Origin of the sequence: Dietzia aurantiaca (assembly GCF_021033825.1) — a bacterium.
In the GTDB taxonomy this organism is placed as follows: Bacteria; Actinomycetota; Actinomycetes; order Mycobacteriales; family Mycobacteriaceae; genus Dietzia; species Dietzia aurantiaca.
The window spans coordinates 53,859-79,933 of the sequence record NZ_JAIFXZ010000011.1 but is presented as its reverse complement, the minus strand read 5'-3'; the positions used below and the strand labels follow the sequence as shown (position 1 = coordinate 79,933).

At 70.9% G+C, this 26,075-nt stretch carries 23 protein-coding genes; 13 read left to right on the top strand and 10 right to left on the bottom strand.

Translation table 11 applies throughout. From position 1 onward, the window contains the following. Positions 1–129: 129 nt before the first annotated feature. Positions 130–642 (bottom strand): DUF4395 domain-containing protein, encoded by a 513-nt coding sequence (locus K3888_RS12310; RefSeq protein WP_230930556.1) that lies wholly within the window; start codon positions 640–642, stop codon positions 130–132. A gap of 169 nt (positions 643–811) precedes the next feature. Between K3888_RS12310 and K3888_RS12305 the strand changes: the two genes are divergently transcribed. Further along, positions 812–1,501, top strand: coding sequence for a pentapeptide repeat-containing protein (locus K3888_RS12305; protein WP_230930555.1), 690 nt, complete (start codon positions 812–814; stop codon positions 1,499–1,501). Positions 1,502–1,536: 35 nt separating this feature from the next. On the opposite strand, the gene K3888_RS12300 is transcribed toward K3888_RS12305, so the two are convergent. After that, positions 1,537–1,809, bottom strand: coding sequence for a hypothetical protein (locus K3888_RS12300; RefSeq protein WP_230930554.1), 273 nt, complete (start codon positions 1,807–1,809; stop codon positions 1,537–1,539). Positions 1,810–2,029: 220 nt separating this feature from the next. Here K3888_RS12300 and K3888_RS12295 point away from each other — a divergent pair, with 220 nt between their 5' ends. After that, positions 2,030–3,028, top strand: coding sequence for a glycoside hydrolase family 25 protein (locus K3888_RS12295; protein WP_230930553.1), 999 nt, complete (start codon positions 2,030–2,032; stop codon positions 3,026–3,028). A gap of 106 nt (positions 3,029–3,134) precedes the next feature. Here the strand turns inward: K3888_RS12295 and K3888_RS12290 are convergent, their stop codons facing one another. The 5 genes from K3888_RS12290 to trmB form a co-directional block, all read right to left on the bottom strand. Beyond that, positions 3,135–3,524: a DUF3054 domain-containing protein gene (locus K3888_RS12290; protein ID WP_230930552.1), complete on the bottom strand. Its 390-nt coding sequence runs from the start codon at positions 3,522–3,524 to the stop codon at positions 3,135–3,137. Next, a complete protein-coding gene (locus K3888_RS12285) occupies positions 3,521–4,858 on the bottom strand; it encodes a lysylphosphatidylglycerol synthase transmembrane domain-containing protein (protein WP_230930551.1) in 1,338 nt (445 codons plus the stop codon). Before K3888_RS12285 ends, K3888_RS12290 begins: the two co-directional genes overlap by 4 nt. 64 nt (positions 4,859–4,922) lie before the next feature. Next, positions 4,923–7,454 (bottom strand): MMPL family transporter, encoded by a 2,532-nt coding sequence (locus K3888_RS12280; RefSeq protein ID WP_230930550.1) that lies wholly within the window; start codon positions 7,452–7,454, stop codon positions 4,923–4,925. A 12-nt stretch (positions 7,455–7,466) separates the two neighbouring features. Then, complete coding sequence (locus K3888_RS12275; RefSeq protein WP_230930549.1) at positions 7,467–8,141, bottom strand: NYN domain-containing protein; 675 nt, start codon at positions 8,139–8,141, stop codon at positions 7,467–7,469. Positions 8,142–8,200: 59 nt separating this feature from the next. Next, a complete protein-coding gene (trmB, locus tag K3888_RS12270; RefSeq protein WP_230930548.1) occupies positions 8,201–8,959 on the bottom strand; it encodes a tRNA (guanosine(46)-N7)-methyltransferase TrmB in 759 nt (252 codons plus the stop codon). 147 nt (positions 8,960–9,106) lie between these two features. Here trmB and K3888_RS12265 point away from each other — a divergent pair, with 147 nt between their 5' ends. The 9 genes from K3888_RS12265 to K3888_RS12225 all read left to right on the top strand — a co-directional run bounded on the left by K3888_RS12265 (position 9,107) and on the right by K3888_RS12225 (position 19,820). Continuing rightward, on the top strand, positions 9,107–9,814 hold the full coding sequence (locus K3888_RS12265; RefSeq protein ID WP_230930547.1) for a hypothetical protein: 708 nt from the start codon (positions 9,107–9,109) through the stop codon (positions 9,812–9,814). Further along, positions 9,796–11,166 (top strand): hypothetical protein, encoded by a 1,371-nt coding sequence (locus K3888_RS12260; RefSeq protein WP_230930546.1) that lies wholly within the window; start codon positions 9,796–9,798, stop codon positions 11,164–11,166. Before K3888_RS12265 ends, K3888_RS12260 begins: the two co-directional genes overlap by 19 nt. Beyond that, complete coding sequence (locus K3888_RS12255; RefSeq protein WP_230930545.1) at positions 11,163–11,576, top strand: DUF6802 family protein; 414 nt, start codon at positions 11,163–11,165, stop codon at positions 11,574–11,576. Before K3888_RS12260 ends, K3888_RS12255 begins: the two co-directional genes overlap by 4 nt. A gap of 112 nt (positions 11,577–11,688) precedes the next feature. Next, the gene (locus tag K3888_RS12250) at positions 11,689–13,515 is read left to right on the top strand and encodes a phosphoenolpyruvate carboxykinase (GTP) (protein WP_230930544.1); all 1,827 of its coding nucleotides are present in this window, start codon (positions 11,689–11,691) and stop codon (positions 13,513–13,515) included. A gap of 268 nt (positions 13,516–13,783) precedes the next feature. Continuing rightward, the gene (locus tag K3888_RS12245; RefSeq protein ID WP_230930543.1) at positions 13,784–14,557 is read left to right on the top strand and encodes a hypothetical protein; all 774 of its coding nucleotides are present in this window, start codon (positions 13,784–13,786) and stop codon (positions 14,555–14,557) included. Next, positions 14,554–16,119 (top strand): sensor histidine kinase, encoded by a 1,566-nt coding sequence (locus tag K3888_RS12240; RefSeq protein ID WP_230930542.1) that lies wholly within the window; start codon positions 14,554–14,556, stop codon positions 16,117–16,119. The genes K3888_RS12245 and K3888_RS12240 overlap by 4 nt, the downstream gene beginning before the upstream one ends. 108 nt (positions 16,120–16,227) lie before the next feature. Further along, positions 16,228–16,890, top strand: coding sequence for a winged helix-turn-helix domain-containing protein (locus tag K3888_RS12235; protein ID WP_230930541.1), 663 nt, complete (start codon positions 16,228–16,230; stop codon positions 16,888–16,890). Positions 16,891–16,944: 54 nt separating this feature from the next. Next, on the top strand, positions 16,945–18,006 hold the full coding sequence (locus tag K3888_RS12230) for a glucose 1-dehydrogenase (RefSeq protein WP_230930540.1): 1,062 nt from the start codon (positions 16,945–16,947) through the stop codon (positions 18,004–18,006). Further along, entirely contained in the window at positions 18,003–19,820 is a 1,818-nt protein-coding gene (locus K3888_RS12225) for a glycoside hydrolase family 15 protein (RefSeq protein WP_230930539.1), read from the top strand. Before K3888_RS12230 ends, K3888_RS12225 begins: the two co-directional genes overlap by 4 nt. 14 nt (positions 19,821–19,834) lie before the next feature. On the opposite strand, the gene K3888_RS12220 is transcribed toward K3888_RS12225, so the two are convergent. Next, complete coding sequence (locus K3888_RS12220) at positions 19,835–21,298, bottom strand: MDR family MFS transporter (RefSeq protein ID WP_230930538.1); 1,464 nt, start codon at positions 21,296–21,298, stop codon at positions 19,835–19,837. Positions 21,299–21,452: 154 nt separating this feature from the next. Between K3888_RS12220 and K3888_RS12215 the strand changes: the two genes are divergently transcribed. After that, positions 21,453–22,037 (top strand): TetR/AcrR family transcriptional regulator, encoded by a 585-nt coding sequence (locus K3888_RS12215; protein ID WP_230930537.1) that lies wholly within the window; start codon positions 21,453–21,455, stop codon positions 22,035–22,037. Between the two features lie 120 nt (positions 22,038–22,157). Here K3888_RS12215 and K3888_RS12210 read toward each other — a convergent pair whose 3' ends face one another. Together K3888_RS12210 and K3888_RS12205 are read right to left on the bottom strand one after the other, a co-directional pair. Continuing rightward, positions 22,158–23,630, bottom strand: coding sequence for an aldehyde dehydrogenase (locus tag K3888_RS12210; RefSeq protein ID WP_230930536.1), 1,473 nt, complete (start codon positions 23,628–23,630; stop codon positions 22,158–22,160). A gap of 144 nt (positions 23,631–23,774) precedes the next feature. Then, on the bottom strand, positions 23,775–24,584 hold the full coding sequence (locus tag K3888_RS12205; protein WP_230930535.1) for a class I SAM-dependent methyltransferase: 810 nt from the start codon (positions 24,582–24,584) through the stop codon (positions 23,775–23,777). Positions 24,585–24,769: 185 nt separating this feature from the next. Between K3888_RS12205 and K3888_RS12200 the strand changes: the two genes are divergently transcribed. After that, complete coding sequence (locus K3888_RS12200) at positions 24,770–26,014, top strand: glycosyltransferase family 4 protein (RefSeq protein WP_230930534.1); 1,245 nt, start codon at positions 24,770–24,772, stop codon at positions 26,012–26,014. Positions 26,015–26,075 lie beyond the last annotated feature (61 nt).

Below are 26,075 nucleotides of genomic sequence, written 5' to 3'. Positions count from 1 at the left end.
GCATGGCCGCCGCGGAAGCGGGCCGGTGCCGGTGACGACCCCCGGGCGGAGGAGTCGTCCCACGCCCGCGTGGAAGCGATTGTGCGCGGACGCTGCCCGGTAGGCGCCGGGCGTCTGGACGGGACTGCATCAGTGGCGAGCGGTCATCTCCGGGCGCGACCAGATGTCCGCGCAATCCACGCAGGCGTCCTCGGAGACGATCCCGGCACGCTGCAACCGCCCGTAGATCCAGCAACCGAGGCAGAACCCGAGCGCCGCCTCCGCGAGAGCCGCGAGCACCAGCACACCGAGCACCACGGCGCCCGCGGTGGCGAAGCCGGCGAGGAACAAGCCGAACGCCACTCCGGACATCACCAGACCGATGGTCTGCGCGAACCGCTTGGGCGCCCCGGCCACCATCCTGGGCTCGGCACTGACCCTGGGTGCCAGCACGTGCACCGACAGCCGGCCGAACGGCGAGTACCGGGGGCCGCCGGCGACGCGGAGCGCGAAGCCCACAAAGAGCACGCCGGCGAGCCAGGTCTGAACGGGCGTCGGCACGATGATCGTGACCACTGCGAGCGTGACGACGAGCGCCGCGGTGCAGCGGGCCGCGTAGTCGTTGACGATCTCGGGAAAGGCGAACGCCTCGCGCAGACTCATCGTGCCGACCTTTCAGGCTTTCCGGATAGACCGATCTGTCTACCGTTGGGAACGAGACTACTCCCGTCAGTCGAGAAATCCCAGGGCGATGCCGACTGCGACTGCGCCACCACGCCCGAGAGGGTGCGCGGCCGGTCGGACGAAATCGTGCGGATCTAAGGTAAGGCCCGTGGCCCCTCCCCTGCGTCGTCGTTCCGAGAACCCCCGTCCACCGACCGCCCCGGGCGTTCCGCGGCACGAGCAGCTCGACGCCCCCGGCTCCGAACTCGAGACCGACGGGCTCTGGGACGGGGTCCTGGCCGGCGCCGAGGACGGGCCGGACCTCACGGACGGGCCCGCCGACCTCGGCGGGATGGAGATCCGGGAATCGCTGCTGCAGGGCCTGCGCCTGAGCAGTGCCCGCGCCGACAGCCTGCGCCTCACGGACGTCGAACTCCGCGACTGCGACCTGTCCGGCCTCGTCGCCGACGGCGCCTCACTGACCCGCGTGCGCTTCGTGGGATGCCGACTGACCGGACTGGTGCTGTCCGCCGCCCGACTCACCGACATCTCGTTCGAGGACTGCCACGCCGACATGATCAACCTGCGCATGGCCCGGCTCGCGCGGGTCCGCCTGTCCGGCACCCGCTGCCGCCAGGCCGACTTCCACGAGGCCCAGGTCTCGGACCTGTCCACCGAGGGCGCGGATCTGCGCGGGACGAACTTCGAGCGTGCGCAGCTCGCCGCCGCCGACCTGCGGGGTGCCGACCTGGAAGATCTCCGTGGGGCCTCGGCGCTGCGCGGCGCGCTCATCTCGCCGGAGCAGGTTCTGGGTGTGGGCCTGGCCCTCATCGGCGAGACGGGGATCCGGGTCGTCTGACCGCCTCGCGGCCGCCGGGCGGGCGGCTCGACAGGTCAGGGCAGGTGCGAGCCGACCTCGCGCCACTGGTTGGCCGCCCGGTTGATCACGGCCTGCAGCCGCAGCACCTGCTCCCTGTCGGTGAGCACGATGTCCTCCCCGCCCGTGCTCAGGCGCAGTTCCGGCGCTCCGCGGCCGGCACCGTCCGCGTCCAGGAGCACGGTCTCGGCGACGACCACCTCGAGGAACGGGTCGTCGTCCGGCCCGTCCACCTCGGTGACGAGGCGCTCACGGTATCGGAGGGTGGTGAGGTCGATGGCATCGGTCATGAGGGGCACTCCCGACTGGTCATTGGTTACGCATCCAAGGTTATGTGCGAATTCGGCCAGATCGCACTGGTGGGGCTGCGTGTTACCGGTTGTTGTGAATCCGTGACACGTGTTTCGGAGCCAAACTGATCCGCGGCCGGGGCGGGCGACCCTGAAACCAGCTGGGAAAAAGTTGCGCGAGTTGCTTGTGTGTCGCGTGTTACTCGCGGATACTCGCCCCATGACTCCTGCCGGTCCGCCTGCCCGAGCCACCCTCACCCCTCGCCCATCCCTCACGCGGCTGTTCGTCGCCCTGGCCTCGACCGCCCTTCTGACGCTGGGGCTTCTCGTCGTCGTCATCAACAATCCCCGCGCCGACGCGGCGGAACCCCTGGACCCCGTGTTCCACGGCCTCGCGGAGGGCCTCGACTCGTCCAGCTGGCAGCACCCGCACGGCGCCCCCGTGGGCTGGCACCAGGCCGCCGCGGCGGGGCAGACCTTCGCGTTCATCAAGGCGACCGAGGGCACCGGCCCCGCCAACCGCTACTACGAGTCCGACATCCAGAACGCCCGCTCAGCAGGCATGTTGGTCGGTAGCTACCACATGGCCAGGCCCGCGATGGAGCCCGCGCAGCAGGCCCACGCATTCGCGGACCGGCTGCAGTCGGTGGGCGGTCCGCAGCTGCCGCCAGTGCTGGATCTCGAGCACGCGGAGGAGCTGGATCCCGCCGAGCTCGCCGAGTGGACCCGGGTGTTCCTCGATACGCTCCGCGAGCGGACCGGGCGCACCCCGATCCTCTACACGTACCGGTCCTTCTGGATCGACGAGATGGCCAACACGACGCGCTTCGCCGAGTACCCGCTGTGGCTCGCAGAGTACGAGGTGTCGCAGCCGACGCGACCCATGATCGGCGGCTGGAGCGAGTGGTTGTTCTGGCAGCGCGCCGAAACGGGCCGCGTGTCCGGTTTCGTCGACCACGTGGACCTCAACGTCTTCGCCGGCACGCGCGCCGATCTGGACGCTTGGGTGGGGCCCGTGGAGCCGGTTCCGCCGCCCCCGCCCGAGCCGGCGCCTGCGCCTGCGCCTGCCCCCGAACCGGTGGCCGCCCCCGCGCCGGCTCCCGAACCCGCGCTCGCGCCGGTGGTTGCTCCCGAGCCCGCACCCGCGCCGGTAGCCGTGCTTGAGCCCGCGCCCGCGCCAGCCCCCGTCCCGGAAGCCCCGACTGCCCCGATCGCGTAAGCCGATCCACGGTGCGAGCCCGCTCGTGCCACCGCAGCGGCACGTGCCGGGGTGCCTCAGCGAGGGCATGCCTGCCGTTGCAGTCTCCGTCGCGGCAGCCGACCGCCTACCTGGTCGGCACGCCCGCCGATGACCGCCGACGGAGCACCGCCGCGCGGATCGCACGCCACCCGATGAGGAACACCGCGGTGACGGTGGCGGCCACGATGATGAAGCTCCAGTGCGGCACCCGACCGTCGCCAATGCCCCGGACGACCATGCCCACCACGACCGTCGCCACCCACACGAGCACGCCGGAGCCGACCGAGCCGGGCGCGCGCCGCGTGACCAGCAGGATCAGCCAACCCACCGCGAGCCCCACGAGAAACGGCCACGCGGTCCCCCACACCTGCGCCGCGCCGAGACCCTCCGAGTGCGCTCCGCGGCCGAACGTGGAGAACACCACCACAAGCACCGCGTCCAGCGCGACCATCACCAGCGGCGCCACACCGCTCACCGATCCTTCTCGTCGTTGTTCGCGTACTCATCTCGCGGTCGCACATCCGTGTGCGCGTCTCCGCGGTCTTCCGGGGCGCTCCTCGTAGGCCGCAGCCGGATCGGTCCGGAGTCGTGCGGCCACGACGGCCGCCACTGTCGCCCCTTGTGCGGCCACATCGACGTGGCCCCGGACGTCGGCGCGGCGGCCTCGGCGCCGCGTGCGGCCCCCGGATCCGACGACGACGAAGCTCCCTCCGACGCCGCGTCCACCGACGTGGATCGCTCCGGAGACGGGCCGCCCTTGTGCTCGGACTCGATGTCCGGATCCACGTCGGCGACGCCGCGGTAGAAGAGGAAGAACACCACCCAGCCGGCGAGCGCGACCAGGACGAAGCTGACGATGCGGTAGACGAACACGGTCGCGAACGCCTCGTGCGCGCCGAGACCACCGGCGGTCAGGGCCGTGATGAGCGCGAACTCCACGGTCCCGAGCCCACCGGGCGTGATCGGCGCGGTGGCGACGATCTTGCCGGTCACGTACGCGATACACAGCCCGCCGATGCTGTGCTTGGCGCCCACCGCGTTCGCGGCAGCCCACAGGCAGCCGATGTCCGCGACCCAGTTCAGCAGCGAGAACGCGAAGGCCTTCGACAGTTGGGTCTTGCTCAGATCGACGGCCTCGGCCTGACTGACGACCCGGCGGACCCCGCCGGCCCCGTGGTCGGCGGGCTTGTTCCGCCGCTCGTTGATCCAGGCCAGGACCGTCAGCAGGACGCCCTCGATCTTGTCCGGGTTACGCGCGGCCCACTGGACGCCCACGAAGATCGCCGCGAGCCCGAACGCAGAGAGCACCAGCAGGAACGGATTGGATACCGAGCCGACCAGGAAGAAGCCGACCAGCGCCAGGAGCACGATGCCGACGGTAGACAGCACGCCCGAGATGACGAGCTGCCACGAGGCCACCACCCGGGTGGCCCCCCACTGCCGGGTCTTGCGGTAGGTCAGGGTGGTGCCGAAGACCTGACCGCCTGGGATGCAGGTCGAGAACGCGTTGGACGAGAAGACCAGGCCTACGCTGGCCCAGTAGCCCACCTTGACGCCCGCTGACTGCAACAGCAGTTTCTGGACCGAGCCGTAGCTCGACATGGACAGGTAGGAGAACACGAGAGCGACCGCGAGCCAACCCCAGTGTGGGCTGGCCACGGCCTCGAATCCCCGGGCGAAGAATGGCATCTGGCCGCGCAGCCAGTAGAGGATCAACCCCAGGATGGTGAGCGTCGCGATGGTCTTGAACCACGGGTTGGACAGGATCGCCCGGACACGGCGCCACACCTCGCCTGCCGTACCCGTCATCCCGCCACCATAACCACAGTTTCGGACCCGGCTCCGGAGCCCACACCGGGCGCCGAGCCGGGCGTCACCCGTCGTACCTCTGCTGACGTTCCCGCATGAGTCGGGCGATCAGGTCCGCCGCGGGAATCTTCTCGCCGTCGCTGTCGACGGCGGCGACGGGCTCGTCGTCGTACTCCGCGTCGATGACCGGCTCGAACTCGGACTCGGGCTCGGCGACGGCCTCGGGCGAGGGGGTGTGCTCGTACACTGCAGACTCGTCGTGGTGAGCGTGCTCGTGGGCGACGGGCTCGTCGTCGTACTCCTCGTCGCGCTCGAGCAGGGCCACCGGCGATCCCGCCGCCACGCCCGCTCCGGCGGCGACGCTGCCGCCCGCCGTCGCAGCACCGGCAGTCGCAGCTCCAGCGGTGACCGCACCGGTCGAGGTGGGGCCGCCGTGGAGGTACTCGGGCTCGTCGTCGAGCTCCGCCTCGCCCAGGCCGATCCGCTCCTGGATGCGCTTCATCCACTTCGGCGCCCACCAGCAGTCGGGGCCGAGCATCTGCATCACCGCCGGGACGAGCAGCATGCGGATGACGGTGGCGTCGAGGATCAGCGCGGCGATCATGCCGAACGCGATGTACTTCATCATCACGATCTCGGAGAACGCGAACGCCCCGGTCACCACGATGAGGATCAGTGCGGCCGAGGTGATGATGCGGCCGGTGTTGGCCACGCCGCTCCGGATGGCCTCGGCGGTCTTGGCGCCGCGGGCGCGGGCCTCGACCATCCGGGAGACCAGGAAGACCTCGTAGTCGGTGGACAGTCCGTAGATGATCGCCATCAACAGCACCACGACCGGCGAGGTGAGCGGCCCGGGTGTGAAGCCGAGCAGACTCGCGCCGTGGCCGTCGACGAAGATCCAGGTGAGGATGCCGAGCGTCGCGCCCAGCCCCAGCATGTTCATGAGGGCGGCCTTGATCGGCAGCACGAGGGAACCGAATGCGAGGAACATGAGGATCGTCGTGGCGACCAGCACGTAGAGCACGAACCACGGCAGTCCCTTGACCAGGGCGTCGACCGAGTCCGACTCCATGGCCGGGTTACCACCCACGAACACCTCGGTGCCGGCGGGGATCGGGAACGTCTGCAGGAATTCGACCGTCTCGGCGGGCGCGTTCCGGTCGACCAGGCCTGTCTGGAGCACCACCACCTCGCGGCCCTGCGCGTCCTGCTCACCCGAGCGGGCGAACTGGAAGGGCCCGGTCAGGCCGGGTGCCTCGTTGGCGGCGGAGCGGATCTGCGACAGGGAGTTGCCGTCGGAGCCGATCACCACCAGCTTCACCGGGTCGGTGCGGGTGCCGGGGAAGTTCTGGTCGTAGCTCTCCTGCGCCACGCGGGTGGTGTTGTCCGGCGGCAGGTAGGTCTCGTTGATGCCACCGAACTTGACCCCGGAGAACGGGATGATCAGCGCGACGAGCACCACCACGACCGGCACGGCCACGGCGACGGGGTGCTTCATCGAGAAGTCGGCGACGCGGCCGAACAGGCCGTTCTCGACCTGCTCGCGGGTGCGGTGGCGCTGGAAACGCTTGATGCCCAGCGCGTCGACGTGTCGGCCCAGCAGCACCAGCACCGCCGGCAGCAACGTCACCGAGAGCACGGCCGCCAGGATCACCGCGGCGATCGCGCCATAGGCCACCGACTTGAGGAACGCCTGCGGGAACACCAGCAGCCCGGACAGGGTCACGCCCACCATGACGGCGGAGAACACGACCGTGCGCCCGGCCGTCGCCACCGACCGGCGCACCGCGACTTCGGGCGGATAGCCCTCGGCCATCTCCTCCCGGAACCGGCTCACCACGAACAGGCCGTAGTCGATCGCCAGGCCCAGGCCGATGAGCGTCACCACGTTCTGGGCGAACGAGTTGACCGGGGTGACGAGCGAGAGCAGGTGTAGGGACCCGAGGGAGCCGAGGATCGTCAGCACGCCCACGGCGACCGGCAGGAACGCGGCCACCACGCCGCCGAACACCACAATGAGCAGGATGAACACGAGCGGCAGCGCGATGAGCTCGGCGCGCACGAGGTCGGCGTCCATACCGTCCTGGAGCGCGCCGGCCACCGGCTGCAGGCCGGCGATGTCGGCCTCGATGCCCTCGACGGGGATCGAGTCCTCGATCACCCGGAAGTTCTCGAGGATCTCCTCTTCCTCGCCGGCGATCTGGATGGACGCCACCGCGATCCCGGCGTCCCGGTTGACCAGCGCCGGGGACTGGTTGAACACGAAGCTGGTCACGCCGGTGACCTGGTCGGGGAACTCGGTGCGGATCGACTCCAGTGAGGACCGGATGGGGTCCTGGAACGCCGGATCGTCCACGGAGACGCCCTCGGGGGCGTGGTAGGTGACCACCACGTCGCCCAGCGCGTCGCGCCCGTACGCCTCCTGCTCGAGCTGCTCCGCCGTGGCCCAACCGCTCTCGGGGTCTTCGAACCCGCCCTGACCGAACGGGTTGCCGAACGCGCTGCCGGCGATGCTGAGGAACGCCATGACCAGCACGGAGCAGACCAGGACCAGGATGCGGCGGCGGGCGACGAACCGCCCGAGTGAGTTGAACACGCGGCAGTACTCCTAACGCGAGGCGAGCAGGGCGGTGAGCGGCCGGAGCGGCTGCAGCCAAGCGCCTTCGTCGGGCAGGTTGTCGAGGCTGACCCGGGGCAGGGGCTCCCGGAACACGCCGGGGATGTCCTCCAGGTCGAGGAAGCTGATGGTCTCGTGTTGGACGGCCCAGGTCGCGTGCTCGCGGAACCCGATCACGGTGACCGGGATGTCGTGGGCGAGGTCCTCGAGCGGCTCGCGGAAGGCCTGCCCGTCGGCGGAGGCCACCACCACACCGGCGAGGCGCCCGGACTCGGCCCGCTTGTCGATGTGCTCGAGCATGTCCTCGTCGACATCCGAGTCTTCGCTCGTCTTGGGCTTGGCGAACACCGCGAAGCCCACGTTGCGCAGCGCCTCGACCCACGGCCGGACGTTGTCGGAGGTGCCGGAGACGATGTTGGTGAAGACCGTCGCCTCGGCCTCGAGGGTGTCCTCGGTGCGCGCCGACAGATCTGCGGTGTGGCCGAGCAGCCAGCGGCCCAGCGCGTCGAAACGCGGACGGAACACGGCGGTGGGCCGCCCGCCGAGGATCGAGCCGAGCCCCATGTCGACGTTCGGGGCGTCCCACACCAGGAGCACCACCCCCGACTCGTCGGGAGCGGTCGCGGCCGCCGTGTCGGGGTTCCGCGTCTCGTCTGATGGGGTCATGGGTCCGCCTCGGTTTTTCGTCGTCGGGGTCTCGGGTCGGGTCGCCGGCCGCAGCCGGGTCAGCCTCTGCGGCGCCAGAGGAACTCGTTGATCACTCGCTCCTCCTGCAGTCCCTTGCCCTCGAACTTCGTCACGGGTCTGTCCAGACTGAACGGTACGTGGCCGACGTCCGTCGCGGTGTCAAGCCGCTCAAGCGACGGCTCCGCGTCTCCGGTCGGGCCGATCCATTCGGCGTAGTCGACGTGGTCGGTGGCCACGTGCAGCACGCCGCCGGGCCGCAGCCGCGAGGCGATGAGCCCGAACGTGCCGGACTGCAGCAGCCGCCGCTTGTGGTGGCGGGCCTTGGGCCACGGATCCGGGAAGAAGACACGCACGCCGGTCAGGCTGTCGGGCGCGATCATGTTGGTGAGCACGTCCACGCCGTCGCCGCGGATCATGCGGACGTTCTGCAGGTCCTCGCGCAGGATCATGCCGAGCAGCTGGGCCAGGCCGGGCTGGTACACCTCGACCGCGATCACGTCGACGTCCGGCTCGACCGCCGCCATCGCCGCCGTCGAGGTGCCGGTGCCGGAGCCGATCTCCACCACGAGCGGCGCCGTGCGACCGAACAGTTCCTGCGGGTCGACGAGCGTGTCGGAGACGTTCTGACCGTAGGTCGGCCAGTGCTCGTCCCAGTTGCGCTGCTGCCCCGGGCGCATGGTGCCGCGCCGGAATCGATAGGCCGTCACGCGGGGGAACAACCGGGAGCTGTCGTCCGCCGTCGTCTCCCCGTCCGGGGTCTCGTCGGACTCCGGTACGGGGTTCTCGCTCTGGTTCACCCGGCCATCATCCCGTAATGCGCGGTCGGGTTACGAATCCCCCCGCGGCGAACGCGCGGCGCGGCCCGTCCGGATCCGGGGTCGTGGCGGCGATCCTGCCTGGGGGAAGGTCTTGTCGGGCCGGGCCCGCCGGGCCACCATGTGGGCGTGCCGACCGTGACCCAGGACACCGCCGTCGACGGCGCGGATCGCCCCGCCGTCCCGGATCCGGCCGCGCGCATCCGCCGCCTGCTCACCGCCTCGCCGGACGTCGCGACCCCGACCGCAGCCCCCGCCACAGCCGCCACCACCGCCCCGCCGGATCCCACCGGCCTGCTCGCCGCGGCGCTCGCGCGGTTCGACGCCCCGGTCGACCTCCGGGTCCGCGGCGGCCTCGGTTCGGGCAGGCGCACCCTGGCCGCCGCCCTGCGCGCCCGCGGGGGTTGGCGGGTGTCGGTCGACGACATCGACGTCCTCGCCGCGCCCACCGCGCGGCCCGCCGCGGCACCGGACATCGAGATCCTGTGCCTCCGCACCGCCCCCTGCCGCCACGAGGAGGCATGGGTACGGCGCCCCCGCCGCCATCCACTGTTGGTGGTGGCGACGGGTCTATACGAAGACGACGACAACGCCGCCCGCCCGACCGACACCCACCACAGCGCAGCCTCACCCCGGTGGGCCCGCGGGCTGCCCACCGTGGACGCCCGCGAGCCCGAGCACCGGTCGGTCGACGCCGTCATCGCATTCGTCGAGCGGGCCATGGACTCCCTGGCCGACTCCCGCGTGGCCCGGCTCGAGGCCGAACTGGAACGACTCGCGGTCCACGCCGAGGTCGGCGAACTCGCGGAGGCCGCCCTGTGCGCACTCGAGATCTGACGATCGCCGTCCTCGGAGCCCGGGACTCCGCTGCTCCCGCCGTCGCCGCCGCGCTCCGGACCGCGGCTCTGCAGGCCACCACGAGCGCCGCGGGCACCTCACGCACCGCGGGAACCGCAGACACCGCAGGAACCGCGGGCCCGCCCGGTGACGGGACCGCGGGTGGACGCGCGATCCGCGTACTCGTGGACGCCTCCCCGTCCGACAGGCCGGACGCCGCCGTCGTCGTCGTCGACGCCGTCTGCCCGGTCCGCCCCGACGACGTCGAGGTCGCCCGCGGCGTGGCCTCGCGCCTGCCCCTGGCGGTGGCGCTCGCCGGCCGCGCCGACACGTGCACGGCCGAGGCGCTGTCCGAGACCGTCGACGTGACCACGCGCCGACTCGCCGACGCCGGGGTCCACGCCCCGGTGCACGTGGTAGACGAGGGCCCGACCGCGGCGCCGGCCGCCGTCCTCGCCGCACTGCTCGAGGCGGTGCGATCCCGCGAGGCCGGGCCCGTCGCCGCGTCTCCCGCAGCCGCGTCCCCCGCCGCCACGTCCCCTACTGCCACCGTCGACTGGCTGCTCGCCCGGCGCACCGAGACCATCACCACCCGATCCCAGGCGTTGCGGCAGGACGTCCAGGCGCTGAGGATGGAGATCCTCCAAGACCTGCAGCGCTCGCTGCGCGATCTGGGCGGCCGGGCCCGGGAGGACCTGGCGGCCGCCCCGCGCTCGCGCGTCGACACGCTGGTAGAGGGGCTCGCCGCCGACGCCGACGCCGCGGTGGCAGGGGCCGTCGACCGCGCCGACCGGCGGTGCGACACCCTCGTCGTGCGGCACCTCGGCGTGAACGCGCCGACCGCGCCCCGGATCCCCGCGCCCACCAGCGGTGTCGAGCCGAGCCGGCCGCCGCGCAGTACCGGCGAGGAGCTGCTCGTGATGCTGATGGGCGCCGCCGGCGGGACCGGGGTGGGGCGGATGTTGCTGTCGCCGCTGGCCGAGATGCCCGGAATGTCGGCGATGATCGTGCCGCTGGCGCTGCTGTGCGGGCTCGCGCTCGGCTGGACCACGGTGACCGTTCGCCGCACCCAGGCGCTGCGCACCCACACCGTGGCCGCCGTCGGCGACCGGCTCGCGGCGCTACGCGGCGAGGCCGAGCAGGCCCTGGGGTCGCGGATCCTCGCGGCCGAGGCGATCATCACCGACGGCTTCGCCCACGATCCCGGGCCACGGGTCGCCGACCTCGAGCGGCGGATCCGGCGCCTCCGCTCAGGAGGGACCACCCCGGCGACGACGGTCGCTAGTACAGTTGCGGAACCCATCGGCGCGGCCCCCGCGCCGCCCGTCCCCGCAGGGAGCCCCTCCGCATGACCGACCCACTGTTCGGATCGGACGCCTTCGACCAGCGCCCCGCCCCCGACGTCTGCGGACTCGAGGGTGCCCCGCTGGCCGAGGCGTCGTCGCTGGGGTTGCACGTCCCGGTGGGCGACAGCGTCCTCGACCTCGGCGCACCGGAGGCGGACCTCGACGGGGACGGCTTCATGGAGGCGGTCACCCTCGGCGACGATCGCGGCCTGACCGTATATACGGACGCGGACGGCGACGGCACCGTGGACCACGTCTCGACCGTGCGGTTCGACGGCAGTTACGACTCGTGGCGGCTGGCCAACCCCACCGAGGGCGTGCCGTTCGGCGGGTTCACCAACGAGTACCAGGACGGCGCCCCCGGGGCGTCTCCCGTGCCCGCCCGGTGGGAGCGAATCGACCACGGTCACATCTGACCACCTGAGGGATCCCTCACATTCGGGTGTGGGGAGGGGCTCGCGCGACGCGGATCAAGCAGGTTGACGATACTGTGTGAGGAAGACCATGCACCACGCGCGAGGAGCAGTGATGACCAGCACCACCATTCCCGGCCTCGAGGGTCAGGCACCAACAGATCACGCGGAGATGCTCGCGTGGATCACGGAGGTCGCCGAGCTCACCCAGCCGGACCGGGTCGTCTTCGCAGACGGCTCCGACGAAGAGTGGGATCGTCTCACTTCCGTGCTCGTGGACGGGGGCACCTTCGTCAAACTCAACGAGTCGAAGAAGCCGAACTCGTTCCTCGCGCAGTCCGACCCGAAGGACGTCGCCCGCGTCGAGTCGCGGACCTTCATCTGCTCGGCGAAGGAAGAGGACGCCGGCCCGACCAACAACTGGCGCGACCCGTCCGAGATGCGCGCCCACATGACCGAACTGTTCCGCGGCAGCATGCGCGGGCGCACCATGTACGTCGTGCCCTACTGCATGGGCCCGCTGGACGCCGAGGACCCCAAGCTCGGCATCGAACTCACCGACTCGGCCTACGTCGTGGTCTCCATGAGGATCATGACCCGCATGGGCCAGGCCGCGATGGACAAGATCGGCTCCGACGGCGCGTACGTCAAGGGCCTGCACACCGTGGGCGCGCCGCTCGCCGAGGGCGAGGAGGACGTCGCCTGGCCGTGCAACGAGGAGAAGTACATCACCCACTTCCCGGAGACCCGGGAGATCTGGTCGTTCGGCTCCGGCTACGGCGGCAACGCCCTGCTCGGCAAGAAGTGCTTCGCCCTGCGTATCGCCTCCGCCATGGCCCACGACGAGGGCTGGATGGCCGAGCACATGCTCATCCTCAAACTCACCTCGCCCGAGGACAAGGCGTACTACATCGCCGGAGCGTTCCCCTCGGCGTGCGGCAAGACCAACCTGGCGATGATCCAGCCCACCATCGAGGGCTGGCGCGCCGAGGTCGTGGGTGACGACATCGCGTGGATGCGCTTCGGCGCCGACGGCCGCCTGTACGCGGTCAACCCCGAGTTCGGCTTCTTCGGCGTGGCTCCCGGCACCAACTACTCGTCCAACCCCAACGCCATGAAGACGCTGGAGCCGGGCAACGCGATCTACACTAACGTCGCCCTGACGGACGAGGGTGACGTGTGGTGGGAGGGCCTCGAGGGCACCCCGGACCACCTCATCGACTGGCTCGGCAACGAGTGGACCCCGGAGGGCGACGGAAAGGCCGGCAACGCCGCGCACCCCAACTCCCGCTACTGCGTGCCGATCGACCAGTGCCCCGTCGCCGCGCCCGAGTTCAACTCGCCCGAGGGCGTGCCGATCTCGGCGATCCTCTTCGGCGGCCGCCGCGCCGACACCGTCCCGCTGGTGAGTGAGGCCTACTCGTGGAACCACGGCGTCTACATCGGTGCGACCCTGTCCTCCGGGCAGACCGCCGCCGCCGAGGGCCAGGTCGGCGCCGTGCGCCGCGACCCGATGGCCATGCTGCCGTTCCTCGGCTACAACGTCGGTGACTACTTCCAGCACTGGGTCGACATGGGCGCCCGTGGCGGCGACAAGATGCCCAAGATCTTCCTGGTCAACTGGTTCCGTAAGGGCGACGACGGCCGCTTCGTGTGGCCCGGCTTCGGCGAGAACAGCCGCGTGCTCAAGTGGATCGTCGACCGCATCGAGGGTCGCGTCGAGGGCGAGGAGACCGCCGCCGGCATCACCGCACGTGCCGCCGACATCGACATGACCGGCCTGGACACGCCGATCGAGGACGTCGAGGCCGCGCTGGCCGTCAACCCGGAGGAGTGGCGTCGCGAGCTGCCGCTCATCACCGAATGGCTCGAGTTCTGTGGACCCAAGGTCCCGGCCGAAGTCCACGAGGAGTTCGCCGCGCTGAAGGAGCGCCTGGGCTGAGAGCATCGGCTGCGTCGATGACGCGGCCGGCGCTGACGAGGGCGGGCCACACCGATCCGGTGTGGCCCGCCTTCGCATATGCCGGGCCCTACTCCACCTGCCTTCCCTGTCGGTCCTCTCCTGCGCCGCGCATAGCGGACGCGGGGACAGGTGACAACCGGACCCGGGAGCCTGCGGTGAGAATGTGTTCACCCTCCGCCATCTGGGCAGCATAAGGTGCCACAGTTGGGGATTGACGAATCACCAATCGCTCACCGGGAGGGGGGACATGCGAGCCGTCACCGTAGCTCTCGCCGCGATCCCGGTGGTCTTCGGAGGTCTCGGCCTCGCCGCCGTCGTCGGCGCTTTCGACCCCTTCATCGCGCCGACCCCGGCCTCCGAGGAGACCCAGATCAGCCAGGACACAGAATCCAGAGCGACGGCCGCGTCCCAGGCGACCGGGACGGTGATCGACGGGCGGCGCCCCCACCTCAGTGTGATCGACGGCCGCGTGAATCTCTTCCTCCCCGCGCCCATGCCCGCCATCCTCTCCCTGCTGCCGATCCCCGCCGTCGACCTGGCGCCGCTGCCCGGGTCCGGCGCTGACGACGCGCCGGCCGGGCCCGGCGAGGCAGATGCGGGCTCGCAGAACCCGCCGGGCGCCGGCGCACAGTCCGGGTCGGGCGCCGCGCCCGACCCGAACGACGGTGCCGGCCCCGCCTCTCCCGCGGCCATGCAGCCGCCCGCAGCCTATGCGCCGCCGGCCGCGCCGAGCGCCCGGCCCCCGGCGCCGCCCCGGACTCCCGGGAACGACGACCCCGGCCAGATCGGCGGACCGCGCTTCGACCTCGACACGCTGGCCAGCCGGGCCGACGAGAGGCTGAACAACGCCATTCCCCCGCACGCCGGGAAGCCCGGGCGCCCGGCGCATGCGGACACCTCCGGCCCGCCGCCCCACGCCTCCGACAACAATCGGCCCGCCCACGCCGCCGCCAACGGACGCCCGGATCACGCTGCGGGCGGCGGCCCGGAGTCCGATAACGGGCGCTCAGGTCCGAGGTGAACGCACGCTCCACGTCGCCGACCCCGATCCGATGGTGGAACTCGGCGCGCCTGCGGATCACGGCGGGCATCACCTTCATCACCGCCGCGGTGTTCGCGGCCATGGTCGTCTTCACGGGCCAGCTGCTCATCCTCAGTGCTGAGCGGGTCACCGATACCCGGCTGAATCGCGAGACGGCGGACTTCACCACGTTCATGATGGCGGGGATCCTCCCGTCGTTCGAGTCCGAGGAGCCCACGGTCGAGGAGCTGCTGCGCGCCTACCTGGCCCAGCAGTACCCCTCGGCCGAGCTACTGCTCGTCGGCACCGCCGACCAGTCGGGCACCCAGTTCACGCTCTCCCGGTACGGCCCGAGCGAAGACCAGCTCTTCCCCCCCGCGGTGCGGTCGCGTATCCAGCGGGTCGGACTGGTCGCCGGGGACGACTCCGGAGAGATCGACGGCTCGGTCAGCTGGCGCAAGACCACAGTGGAGAGCCCGGCCGGGCCGGCCAGCCTGGTGGTGGCGGTCAACGACCGCGGATCCTCGTCGGAGACCTGGCGGGTCACCGAGTCCCTGCTGTGGGCGAGCGCGGGCGGCATGATCCTCAGTGCATTCCTCGCCTGGTGGATCGCCGGCCGGATGATCGTCCCGGTCCGCCGGATCCGCGAGGCCGCCGAGACCATCTCCGCCGCCGACCTGTCCCGGCGGGTTCCGGTCGAGGGGCCGGATGAGATCGTCTCCCTCGCCGACACGGTCAACGAGATGCTGGAGCGGGTCGAGGACGCCTACCGCACCCAGCGGGAGTTCCTCGACGACGCGGGCCACGAGCTGCGCACGCCACTGACCGTGGTGCAGGGCAATCTCGACCTCATGCCCGAGGACCCGGAAGGCCGGGCCGAGGCGGCCCGCGTGATGCAGGACGAACTCTCCCGGATGACCCGGATCGTGGAGGACCTGCTGACGCTCGCCCGCGCGGACCGCCCCGACTTCCTGCTCACCGCCCCGACGGAGGTCTCCGACCTCATCCTGGACATCGAGGCGAAGGTCGACGTCCTCGCGGACCGCGATTGGAGCGTGCACCCGTACGCCGAGGGGGTCGCCCGGCTGGACCCGCACCGGATCACGCAGGCACTGATGCAGTTCTGCTCCAACGCGGTCCGGTTCACCCGCGACGGCGATCGCATCGAGATCGGCTGCCGCATCATCGAGCCCGGGGAGCCCACCCTCCGCGAGTCGATCGTGGAGGGGACGCCGCCGGCGGAGAGCGCGGGCGAACGCGACCGTCGTCGGCTGCTGTGGTGGGTGCGCGACCGCGGAGCCGGCATCCCGCCCGGCGAGGAAGAGAGCATCTTCGAGCGGTTCCACACCGCGCGCGGCCAACTCCGCGACGGCCGCGGCGGCACCGGGCTGGGCCTGGCGATCGTGTCGACGATCGCCCGCGCCCACGGGGGTCGTGCCTTCGCCTTCAACGCCAGCGGGGGCGGTGCCGCGTTCTGCTTCGTCATCCCCTTCGTCCGCGCTGAGATCGAGAGGGGAAGTGCCCGAGGAGCGGTCGACTTCGACGACCCGGACGACGACTAGGTTTCCCTGATTCCCCACCTTTCCCACTGACCCGGGGACACGATTGCAGGGGAATGACCTACCGGGCCGCGCACGTGCGATACTCCGTAGTCGGAGAAGGAGGGTTGCATGACGAATATTCTCGTCGTCGAGGATGATGACCTCATCCGTTCGGTCTTGGTCAAGGCGCTCGGCGGTGCGGAGTACACGGCGCTCGAGGCTGTCGATGGGGAGAGCGCTCGCGCCATTTTGTCGACTATTTCCGATATCGACCTCATGCTGCTGGACATCGGCCTCCCGGACACCGACGGTCTGACCCTGCTCCGTGAAGCCCGGTCGCGCGGCTTCAGCGCACCGGTGATCATCCTGACGGCTCGCGACAGCGTGTCCAACACCGTCGAGGGCCTGGACTCCGGCGCGAACGACTACATGGTCAAGCCGTTCCGCGTCCCCGAACTGCTGGCCCGCATCCGCCTCCGTCTGCGCGAGCACGAGGCGTCCGATGACCCGGGGATCCTCGAGCACGGTGGCATGCGGCTGGACATCCGTACCCGTCGCGTCGATGTCGACGGCCGCATCCAGGAGCTCACCAACCGCGAGTACTCCCTGCTGGAGATGCTGCTGCGCAACAAGGGCGAGACCATCAGCCGCGAGCAGCTCCTCGAGAGCGTCTGGGGCATGGACTTCGACCCCGGCTCGAACATCGTCAACGTCTACATCCGGTCACTGCGCCGCAAGATCGGCGAGAACAAGGTGCAGACGGTCCGAGGAGTCGGCTACAGGGTCGAGTGAATGACCGTGGAGTGACCGGGTGCGTCGGAGTGCACGCAGGAGTACCACGGAGGTATGCGTGCGTTGACCCTCATCCCCGGACAGGCTGACTCGGTAACACTGACCGACGAGCCGGACCCGGAGCCCGGTGACGGCGAGCTTCTCGTCCACGGCCTGGCACTCGGCGTCTGCGGGACCGACAAGGAGATCGTCGCCGGGCGCTACGGGTGGCCGCCAGAGGGACGTGAGCGACTGGTCCTCGGCCACGAGTCGCTGGGGCGTGTCGAGCATGCGCCCGAGGGGTCCGGCTTCACGGAGGGCGACCTGGTCGCAGGCGTGGTCCGACGACCGGATCCGGTACCGTGCGGCGCCTGCGCCCGTGGCGAATTCGACATGTGTCGCAACGGCGAGTACACCGAACGCGGGATCAAACAGCGCGACGGCTTCGGGAGCGAGCGCTGGACCGTCGAGCCGGAGTACGCGATCCGTCTCGACCCCGCCCTCGAGCGCGTCGGCGTCCTGGTGGAACCGACGAGCGTCGTGGCCAAGGCCTGGGAGCAGGTGGAGGTGATCGGCCGGCGCAGCTGGTTCGAGCCGCAGACCGTCCTGGTCACCGGGGCTGGTCCGATCGGGCTGCTGGCCGCGATGATCGGTACGCATAAAGGGCTCGACGTCCACGTTCTCGACCGTGTCGACCGTGGGCCCAAACCCGAACTCGTGGCCCGGCTGGGCGCCACCTATCACCACGCCGACGCCGCCGAGGTCATGCGCCGGCTCGAGCCCGACGTCGTCATCGAGGCCACAGGCGCCGGCCGGGTGGTCCTCGACGTCATGTCCGGGACCAGCGGGTACGGCATTGTCTGCCTCACCGGGGTGTCGTCGCCCGGTCGCAGTCTGGAGGTCGACGTCGGCGCGCTCAACCGGGAGATCGTCCTGGAGAACGACGTGGTGGTGGGCTCGGTGAACGCCAACCAGCGCCACTACCGCGCCGCCGCCGACGCGCTGTCCGCCGCCGACACCGAGTGGCTGGACGGACTCATCACCCGGCGTGTCCCGCTGGCGGACCTCGGGCGGGCGTTCACCGCGGAGGACCACGACGTGAAGGTGGTCATCGCGCTCGACGACAGCCAGGGATGACGGGGCCCACCATGAACGAGGACTACGCACTCCTGGGCGACCTGCACTCCGCTGCCCTCGTCCACCGGGCCGGCAGCATCGACTGGCTGTGCCTACCCCGCTTCGACTCCCCTGCCTGCTTCGCGGCGTTGCTCTCGGACGAGTCGGCCGGCCACTGGACCGTCGCCCCGGTCAGTGGTGGCGCGGCGGCCAGTCGGCGGTATCGCGGGGACACGCTCGTCCTGGAGTCGGAGTGGCGGACGCCCGAGGGAACTGTCTGCATATCGGACTGCATGCCGCCACGCGGGGATGCGGCGGACGTGGTCCGCGTGGTCGAGGGGCTCAGCGGGCGGGTGCGGATGCGCTCGACGTTGCGGTTGCGCATGGACTACGGGCACATCGTCCCCTGGGTGCGTCGCACGGACGGCGGGATAGAGGCAGTCGCCGGGCCCGACGCCGCATGGCTGGACACCCCTGTGGAGCTGCACGGCCGCGATATGTCGACCGTCGCCGAGTTCGATGTCGCGGCCGGCGAGCGGGTGCCGTTCGTGCTCACCTACCAGCTCTCGCACCTGCCCCGGCCCGACCGGATCGACGCGGCGGAGGCCCTGCGCCGGACCGAGGACTTCTGGACGGGGTGGATCGGTGACTGTCGCTACGACGGCCGGTGGTCGGAGGCGGTCCGGCGATCGCTCATCACCCTCAAGGCGCTGACGTACGCCCCCACGGGCGGGATCCTCGCCGCCGCCACCACCTCACTCCCGGAGGAACTCGGCGGATCACGCAACTGGGACTACCGCTTCTGTTGGCTGCGCGACGCGACGTTCACCCTGCAGGCGCTGCTGGGGACGGGGTATGTGCAGGAGGCGCGCGCCTGGCGCGAGTGGCTGGTCCGCGCGATCGCCGGCGACCCCGACAAGCTGCAGATCATGTACGGGCTCGACGGTCGGCGGCGCATCCCCGAGACCGAGCTACCGTGGCTGCCCGGGTATCGGGACAGCAGCCCCGTCCGGGTCGGCAACGCCGCCGCCGACCAACTACAGCTCGACGTGTGGGGCGAGGTGCTCGACGGTCTCCACCTGGCCCGGGAAGCGGGCATGGAGTCCAGCGACACGGCGTGGGACGTGCAGCGGGCCCTGCTGGACTTCCTCGAGGGGAACTGGGCCGAACCGGACAACGGGCTGTGGGAGATGCGTGGGCCGCGCAGGCACTTCGTGCACTCCAAGGTGATGGCCTGGGCCGGTGTGGACCGGGCCGTGCACACCGTCGAGGAACACGGTCTCGACGGACCGGTCGATCAGTGGCGGCGACTGCGCGAGCGCATGCACACGGAGATCTGCCGCAACGGGTTCGACGCGGAGCGCGGCACGTTCACCCAGTTCTACGGGTCGCAGGGACTGGACGCGTCCCTGTTGCTGCTCCCGCGCGTGGGGTTCCTCCCGTGGTCCGACGAGCGCATCCGCGGGACGGTCGCCGCCGTCGAGCGGGCACTGCTCGACGGCGGCTTCGTCATGCGTTACGACCCGGAGGCCGACGGCGGGGTCGACGGCCTCCCCGGCGCGGAGGGGGCGTTCCTGGCGTGCAGCTTCTGGTACGCCGACGCGCTCGCGGGGACGGGGCAGAGCGAGCGCGCGCAGGCGATGTTCGAGCGGCTGCTCGCCCTGCGCAACGACGTCGGGCTGCTGTCCGAGGAGTACGACACCCGACTCGGCTGCCAGCTCGGCAACACGCCACAGGCCTTCAGCATGGTGGGGCTGATCAACACGGCCCGGCAGCTGACCGGCAGTCACACCGCCACCTCGGCCAGCCGCCGGCAACAGCGGCTACACGGCTGACGGGTGGCGGCTGATCAGGGGAGCTTCGGGGCGGCCTTGATGAACAGCGCAAAGACGACGCCGAGGGACGCGAGGATCCCGCCGATGAGGAACGCGACGTGTGCGCCGTCGAACAGCCCGTCGACGAGCGCCGACCCGGCCTCGGTCTCTCCGGCCGCGATCGCGCTCATGACCGTGACGAAGATCGTCGTGCCGATCGCGCCGCCGAGCTGCTGGCCGGTGTTGAAGATGGCCGAGCCGTGGCTGTAGAGCTTGAGCGGGACCTCGCTGAGGGCCGCGGAGAGCAGCCCCGTCATCAGCATGGCCAGTCCGACGGAGAAAATCGTGTGGAAGGCGATGATCAGGCCGAGCGCGGTGTCCGGGTCGATGGTGGTGAACAGCCACTGCCCTGCCGCCAGCAGGAGCGCGCCGGGGATGAGCACCGGGCGCGGGCCGTGGCGGTCGAAGACGCGGCCGAAGATCGGGCCGATCACGACCTGGATCAGACCGCCGGGCAGCAGCATCATCCCGATGGTCAGGGTGCTCAGGCCGCTGCCGTTCTGCAGGAAGATCGGCAGGATCACCACGGTGCCGATCAGGGTGCCCATGGCGATCATGATCATCGCGACGCTGAGCGAGAAGGTGCGGTTGGTGAACGGCCGCAGGTTCAGCAGCTCTTTTCCGGTCCGCGCCAGTCGGATCTGCCGGTCGACGAACAGGGCCAGGGCGGTCAGGCCGATCGCGGCGCTGACGAGCGGGAGCGCGGGACTGTCGAGCACGTCGCCGAAGATCGAGATGGCGTAGACCAGCCCGCCGAACGCGAGGGCCGACAGGATCACGGAGGCCGCGTCGACAGGCACCTTGCGGGTCGCCGAGGGGACCTTGATGAAGAGGACACCCAGAACGAGGATGACGATCGCCAGCGGCAACATGGCCGCGAAGATCCAGTGCCAGGACAACGCGTTGACGATCACGCCGGAGACGGTGGGCCCGATGGCCGGCCCGACCGAGATGACGATCGAGTTCAGGCCCATGACCATTCCGCGGTGCTGGAGCGGGACGAGGGTCAGCGTGGTGGTCATGAGCAGCGGCAGCACGATCGCGGTGCCGACGGCCTGGAGTATGCGCGCGACCAGGAGCACGGCGAACGTCGGCGCGATGACGGCCAGCAGGAGGCCGACGATGAAGCTGGCCAGGGCGAAGACGAACAGGCCGCGCAGTGGGAAGCGCTGCAGGAGGAAGCCGGTGGTGGGGATGACCACGGCCATGGTGAGCAGGAACCCGGTGGTCAGCCACTGCCCAGCTGCTGCGGACACGCCGTAGTCGGCCATGATCGACGGCAGTGCCACCGTCAACACGGTCTCGTTGAGGATCATCAGGAAGGCACCGAGCGCGAGCGCGCCGATGATCCCGATGAGCTGCTTCCTGGGCAGCGTGGCGGGGGCGTGCGGGGCCGGGTCGGCCGGTGGGGAACTCGCGCCCTCGGCGGTCTGGGTCATCGGGTGGTACCTCTTCTGTGGAGACTGAACCCGAGAATCATGTCACTGTCTGACAGAATATGTAATGCCGGCAGCGGCAGAGTGTGACATGAATTATGTCTGACGACCCCGATCCGCCCGACCGAACGGCCACGGACATGAGGAGCTTGCGACCATGGGGATCCGCGAGGAGAACCGCGCCCGGATGCTCCGGGCGATCCAGGAGGCTGCACTGGATCTGGTGGAGGAGAACGGCCTGGACGCCACGACGGTCGGAGATATCGCGGCCCGCGTGGGCATCGCCGAGCGCACGTTCTTCCGCTACTACGCCACGAAGGTGGACGCTCTCATGCCCGGTCAGCGCGGGCTGGTCGAGGCGTTGGTGGAGCGCGAGAGCGCGCAGACGAGCGCTGCCGGGATCACCGCGGACCTGCTGGCGACGTCGCGCGAGGTCTTCGCCTGCGAGGTCGAGCAGCGCGACTTTCGCCGGATCTCCCGGCTGCTGATCCGCGAGCCGGAGCTGCTGCGGATCGTGACGGGCCAGGAGCAGGATCTGGTGAAGACGATCAGCGGCGAGCTCCACGAGCGTGGAGCGCTGCCTCATCTGAGCGCGCTCCTGGTCGCCGAGGTGGTGACCGCCGTGTGGCGCGTCGCCTGGCATTCTTTCGCCCGCGACGATGTCGCGGGGCTGGACCCCAACCCGCTGGCGCTGTTCGACCAGACGGTCCGCGAGCTGGGCGGCTTGCTGCCCGGTGCATGATCCGCGGGCACCGGCCCGCGCATATCCGCGGACGTCAGCCCGGGCACCAGCCCGGGCGCCGGCCCGCGCACGGGTCCGGCGCCGCCGCCCAACCGGGGAACAACCGAGCCGGGGCTCGGCTCAGCCCTCGGAGGGCTCCCAGCCGAACGGCATGAGCACACTCTGCAGTTCGCAGTACGCGTCCAGGCCCTCGGGCCCGTTCTCGCGACCGATACCGGAGTTCTTGAACCCGCCGAACGGGGCGGTGGGATCGAAGGCGTACCAGTTGATGCCCATGGTTCCGGTGCGCACCCGCTGGGCCACCGCGAGCGCGGCGTCCGGGTCCTGCGAGTAGACGGCGCCGGCGAGGCCGAACTCGGAGTCGTTGGCGATCTGCACGGCCTCGTCGACCGAGTCGTAGGGGATCACCTGGATGACCGGCCCGAAGATCTCCTCCTGGGCGATGGTCATGGAGTTGTCGACGTCGCGGAAGACGGTGGGCTGCACGAACGCGCCGTCGGCCACCTCGGCGGGCAGCCCCTCGACCTTGCCGCCGCCGTACGCGACGGTCGCGCCCTCCTCGACGCCCTGGCGGATGTAGCCCTCGACGCTGGCCTGCTGCTTGTGGTTGGCGAGCGGGCCGAACATGGTGCCCTCGTCGGCCGGGTCGCCGACGGGCATGAGCGAGACGTTCTCGACCAGCGCGTTCACCACCTCGTCGTAGCGCGAGCGCGGCGCGAGGATGCGGTTCTGGGACACGCAGGCCTGGCCCGAGTTCATCAGGGCCGAGAACACCATGGTGCCGCCGGCGGAGGCCAGGTCGGCGTCTTCGAGCACGATCGCGGCGCTCTTGCCGCCCAGCTCCAGCGAGCAGCGGGTGAGGTTCTCGGCGGCGATCTTCGCGATGTGCTTGCCGACGCCGGTCGAGCCGGTGAAGGAGATCTTGTCGATCTCCGGGCTGGACACGAGGTGGTCGCCCACGGAGCTGGGGCCGGTCACGACGGACAGCACGCCCTCAGGCAGGCCGGCCTCGCGGAACAGGTCGGCCAGCCACAGCGCGGACAGCGGGGTGGCGGACGACGGCTTGAGCACCACCGAGCTGCCGGACAGCAGCGCCGGGCCGAGCTTGGCGGCGTTGAGGTACAGCGGGACGTTCCAGGCGGTGATGGCGGCGACGACACCGACCGGCTGCCGGGTGACCACGGACGCGCCGAAGTCGCCGTTGCGGACCTCGCTCCACGGGAAGTCGGCGGCCAGCTTCGAGTAGTAGCGCAGCACGCCGAGCGTCGGCGTCACCTGGATCATCGCGGCGGTCGAGGCGGGCGTGCCCATCTCGTCGGACAGGATCCGGCATACCTCGGCCTGGCGCTCCTCGATCATGTCGGCCACGCGGCCGATGAGGGCACCGCGCTCGGCGGGCGGGGTCTTGCGCCAGATGCCGGACTCGAACGAGTCGCGCGCCTGGTTGATCATCTCGTCGAGGTCTTCGACCGTGGTCTCGGCGACCCGACCGACCACGGATCCCGTGGCCGGGGAGTGGACCTCCAGGACTCCGGTGGTGATGGGATCTGCCCAGCGTGTGCCGGAGAAAAGCTTGTCATGGACGACGACCACGAGGACCTCCGTAGATGGAAAACAGGAACGTGTTCCACACACTGTAGACGAGTGTCCGGCAGTGGGAGGGTGTCTCCATTACGGGCCTCGGCCCCGGTCGCCGCCGCGCCACCGCGCCGTAGCTACCGCGCCGTGGCACCTTGGCTACCGCGCGCGGAGCACCAGCACCAGGTTGGAGACCAGCACCTCGCGCAGGCCCGGCACGCGCACGAGCCACCACGCCCACCGCGGGTGGTAGCGCGGGAACGCCGACAGGAGCTCGGCCGAGCGGGTGTCGCGCGCCCACGCCAGCCCTTCGGCGCAGCCCACCTCGAACAGCGATTCGCCGTAGTAGTTCTTGGGCGGGTGGCCGTGCCGTCGTTCGTACATGCGCCGCGCGCGCTCGCCGCCGAGGTAGTGGGTCAGGCCCATCTCGTGGCCGCCGAAGGGGCCGTACCAGAGGGTGTAGGAGATGACGACGAGGCCGCCCGGTCGCGTCACCCGGCACATCTCCTCGGCCATCGTCCAGGGCTCGGGGACGTGCTCGGCCACGTTGGAGGAGATGCAGATGTCGACGCTGTCCGACCTGATCGGCAACGCCATGCCGCTCCCCCGGACCGAGCCCGTCTGGGTGATGCCGGCGGCGGCCATCTCTCCGACGTCGGGTTCCACCGAGACGTACCGGGCGCCCTCGGCGTCGTAGGCCTCGGAGAAGTAACCGGGTCCGCCGCCCACGTCGAGGACGGTCAGCCCGGGAAGCCGCCCGCCAGCGTTCGCACCGGCGACCCCGTCGCCGGCCTGCTCCCACAGATCGGCCACGAGCTCGACGGTGTCGCGGGCCAGACCGGAGTAGAAGACGTCGGGGTCGGACTGCTCCTGGGGGAACGACCGCAGCAGTCCGAGCGACCGGCCGAGGGTTGCGCGGCGGGCCACCGAGCGCAGGGCGTCCGAGCGGTGGACGGCGTCTGTGATCACGGCGGTGACGATACCGCTGGCGCCCTCCCCTCCACCCCCCACTCGCCAAGAGCCTTCCGCCCACAAAGCCCGAGAACCACCTGCGCCGAACCCGCTTCTCGATGTGGGGATGTGGGGATGTGGGGACGTGGGGGCGGGTGCGGGCGGGCGGCGAGCACGGACGGGCCGCTGCGTACAGTGTCCGCGTGTCCCGAATCCTGCTCCTGTGCTGGCGAGACAGCACGCACCCGCAGGGCGGCGGAAGCGAGCGGTATCTCGAACACGTCGCCGACGGCCTGGCCGCCGCCGGCCACACCGTGGTCTTCCGTACCTCCCGGTCCCGGGGCGCGGCCCGCTCCGAGACCAGCCCCACCGGGGTTCGGTTCAGCAGGGCCGGCGGCCGCTTCTCCGTCTACCCACGGGCCCTGGCGGCGATGCTCCTGGGACGCGCCGGTCTGGGACCGCTCGGGGTTCTGCGACGGCCCGACGTCGTCGTCGACACCCAGAACGGCGTCCCCTTCTTCTCCCGCCTGGTCACCCGCTCCCCCGTGGTCCTGCTCGTCCACCACATCCACCGCGAGCAGTGGCCGGTCGCGGGGCGGCTCGTGGCGCCGATCGGCTGGTGGATCGAGTCGTGGCTCGCGCCGCGGGTGCACGCGCGCAGTCAGTACGTGACCGTCTCGCTGCCGTCGGCCGAGGAGCTCGCCGAGCTGGGCGTGGACCCCGCGAGGATCGCGGTGGTGCGCAACGGTCTCGACCCGCTGCCGGAGGGCTTCGCGGGGGATGACGCGCCGGCCGATGCACCCGATGCCGCGCCTGCTGGCGACCCCGGCCCCGCGCCCGCCGCCCCGCGCCTGGTGGTGCTCTCGCGTCTGGTGCCGCACAAGCATGTCGAGGACGCGCTCGACGTGGTCGCCGCGCTGCGGCCGCGCCATCCCGGGCTGGTGCTGGACGTGATCGGCAGCGGCTGGTGGGCCGAGAAGCTGCACGACTACGCCGCCGAGCACGGCCTCGACGCCGACGGGCCCCCCGAGACCGCGGGCGCCGTCGTGTTCCACGGCCACGTCGACGAGCCCACCAAGCATCGCCTCCTCGCCGACGCGGCCGTGCACCTCATGCCGTCGCGCAAGGAGGGGTGGGGGCTCGCCGTCTCCGAGGCCGCGCAGCACGGGGTGCCGACCGTGGGTTACCACCACGCGGCGGGGCTGCGGGACTCGATCGACGACGACGAGACCGGCCTCCTCGTCGACGGCGTCACCGCGATGACAGTCGCCGTGGACCGTCTCCTGGCTGAACCCTGGATTCGTGACCGGATGGGCGAGGCGGCCCGCCGGAAGGCCGCGGGGATGTCGTGGCCCGCCACCGCGTCGGCGATGGAACAGGTCCTCAGGGCGGTCGGCGAGGGTCGGCGCGTCAGCGGTGTGATCAGCGGCGCGGTCAGCGGCGAATAGCGCCGGGTATCGCGGCCCGCGTCGACGTCCAGCGATCGCGACGACGTCGAGTGCTGCACGT

What these genes read in the sequence shown, in the direction of transcription:
- K3888_RS12310 (WP_230930556.1), bottom strand. Translation starts at nt 642, where the DNA reads ATGAGTCTGCGCGAGGCGTTCGCCTTTCCCGAGATCGTCAACGACTAC.
- K3888_RS12300 (WP_230930554.1), bottom strand. Translation starts at nt 1,809, where the DNA reads ATGACCGATGCCATCGACCTCACCACCCTCCGATACCGTGAGCGCCTC.
- K3888_RS12295 (WP_230930553.1), top strand. Translation starts at nt 2,030, where the DNA reads ATGACTCCTGCCGGTCCGCCTGCCCGAGCCACCCTCACCCCTCGCCCA.
- K3888_RS12285 (WP_230930551.1), bottom strand. Translation starts at nt 4,858, where the DNA reads ATGACGGGTACGGCAGGCGAGGTGTGGCGCCGTGTCCGGGCGATCCTG.
- K3888_RS12275 (WP_230930549.1), bottom strand. Translation starts at nt 8,141, where the DNA reads ATGACCCCATCAGACGAGACGCGGAACCCCGACACGGCGGCCGCGACC.
- K3888_RS12255 (WP_230930545.1), top strand. Translation starts at nt 11,163, where the DNA reads ATGACCGACCCACTGTTCGGATCGGACGCCTTCGACCAGCGCCCCGCC.
- K3888_RS12250 (WP_230930544.1), top strand. Translation starts at nt 11,689, where the DNA reads ATGACCAGCACCACCATTCCCGGCCTCGAGGGTCAGGCACCAACAGAT.
- K3888_RS12245 (WP_230930543.1), top strand. Translation starts at nt 13,784, where the DNA reads ATGCGAGCCGTCACCGTAGCTCTCGCCGCGATCCCGGTGGTCTTCGGA.
- K3888_RS12235 (WP_230930541.1), top strand. Translation starts at nt 16,228, where the DNA reads ATGACGAATATTCTCGTCGTCGAGGATGATGACCTCATCCGTTCGGTC.
- K3888_RS12230 (WP_230930540.1), top strand. Translation starts at nt 16,945, where the DNA reads ATGCGTGCGTTGACCCTCATCCCCGGACAGGCTGACTCGGTAACACTG.
- K3888_RS12225 (WP_230930539.1), top strand. Translation starts at nt 18,003, where the DNA reads ATGACGGGGCCCACCATGAACGAGGACTACGCACTCCTGGGCGACCTG.
- K3888_RS12220 (WP_230930538.1), bottom strand. Translation starts at nt 21,298, where the DNA reads ATGACCCAGACCGCCGAGGGCGCGAGTTCCCCACCGGCCGACCCGGCC.
- K3888_RS12215 (WP_230930537.1), top strand. Translation starts at nt 21,453, where the DNA reads ATGGGGATCCGCGAGGAGAACCGCGCCCGGATGCTCCGGGCGATCCAG.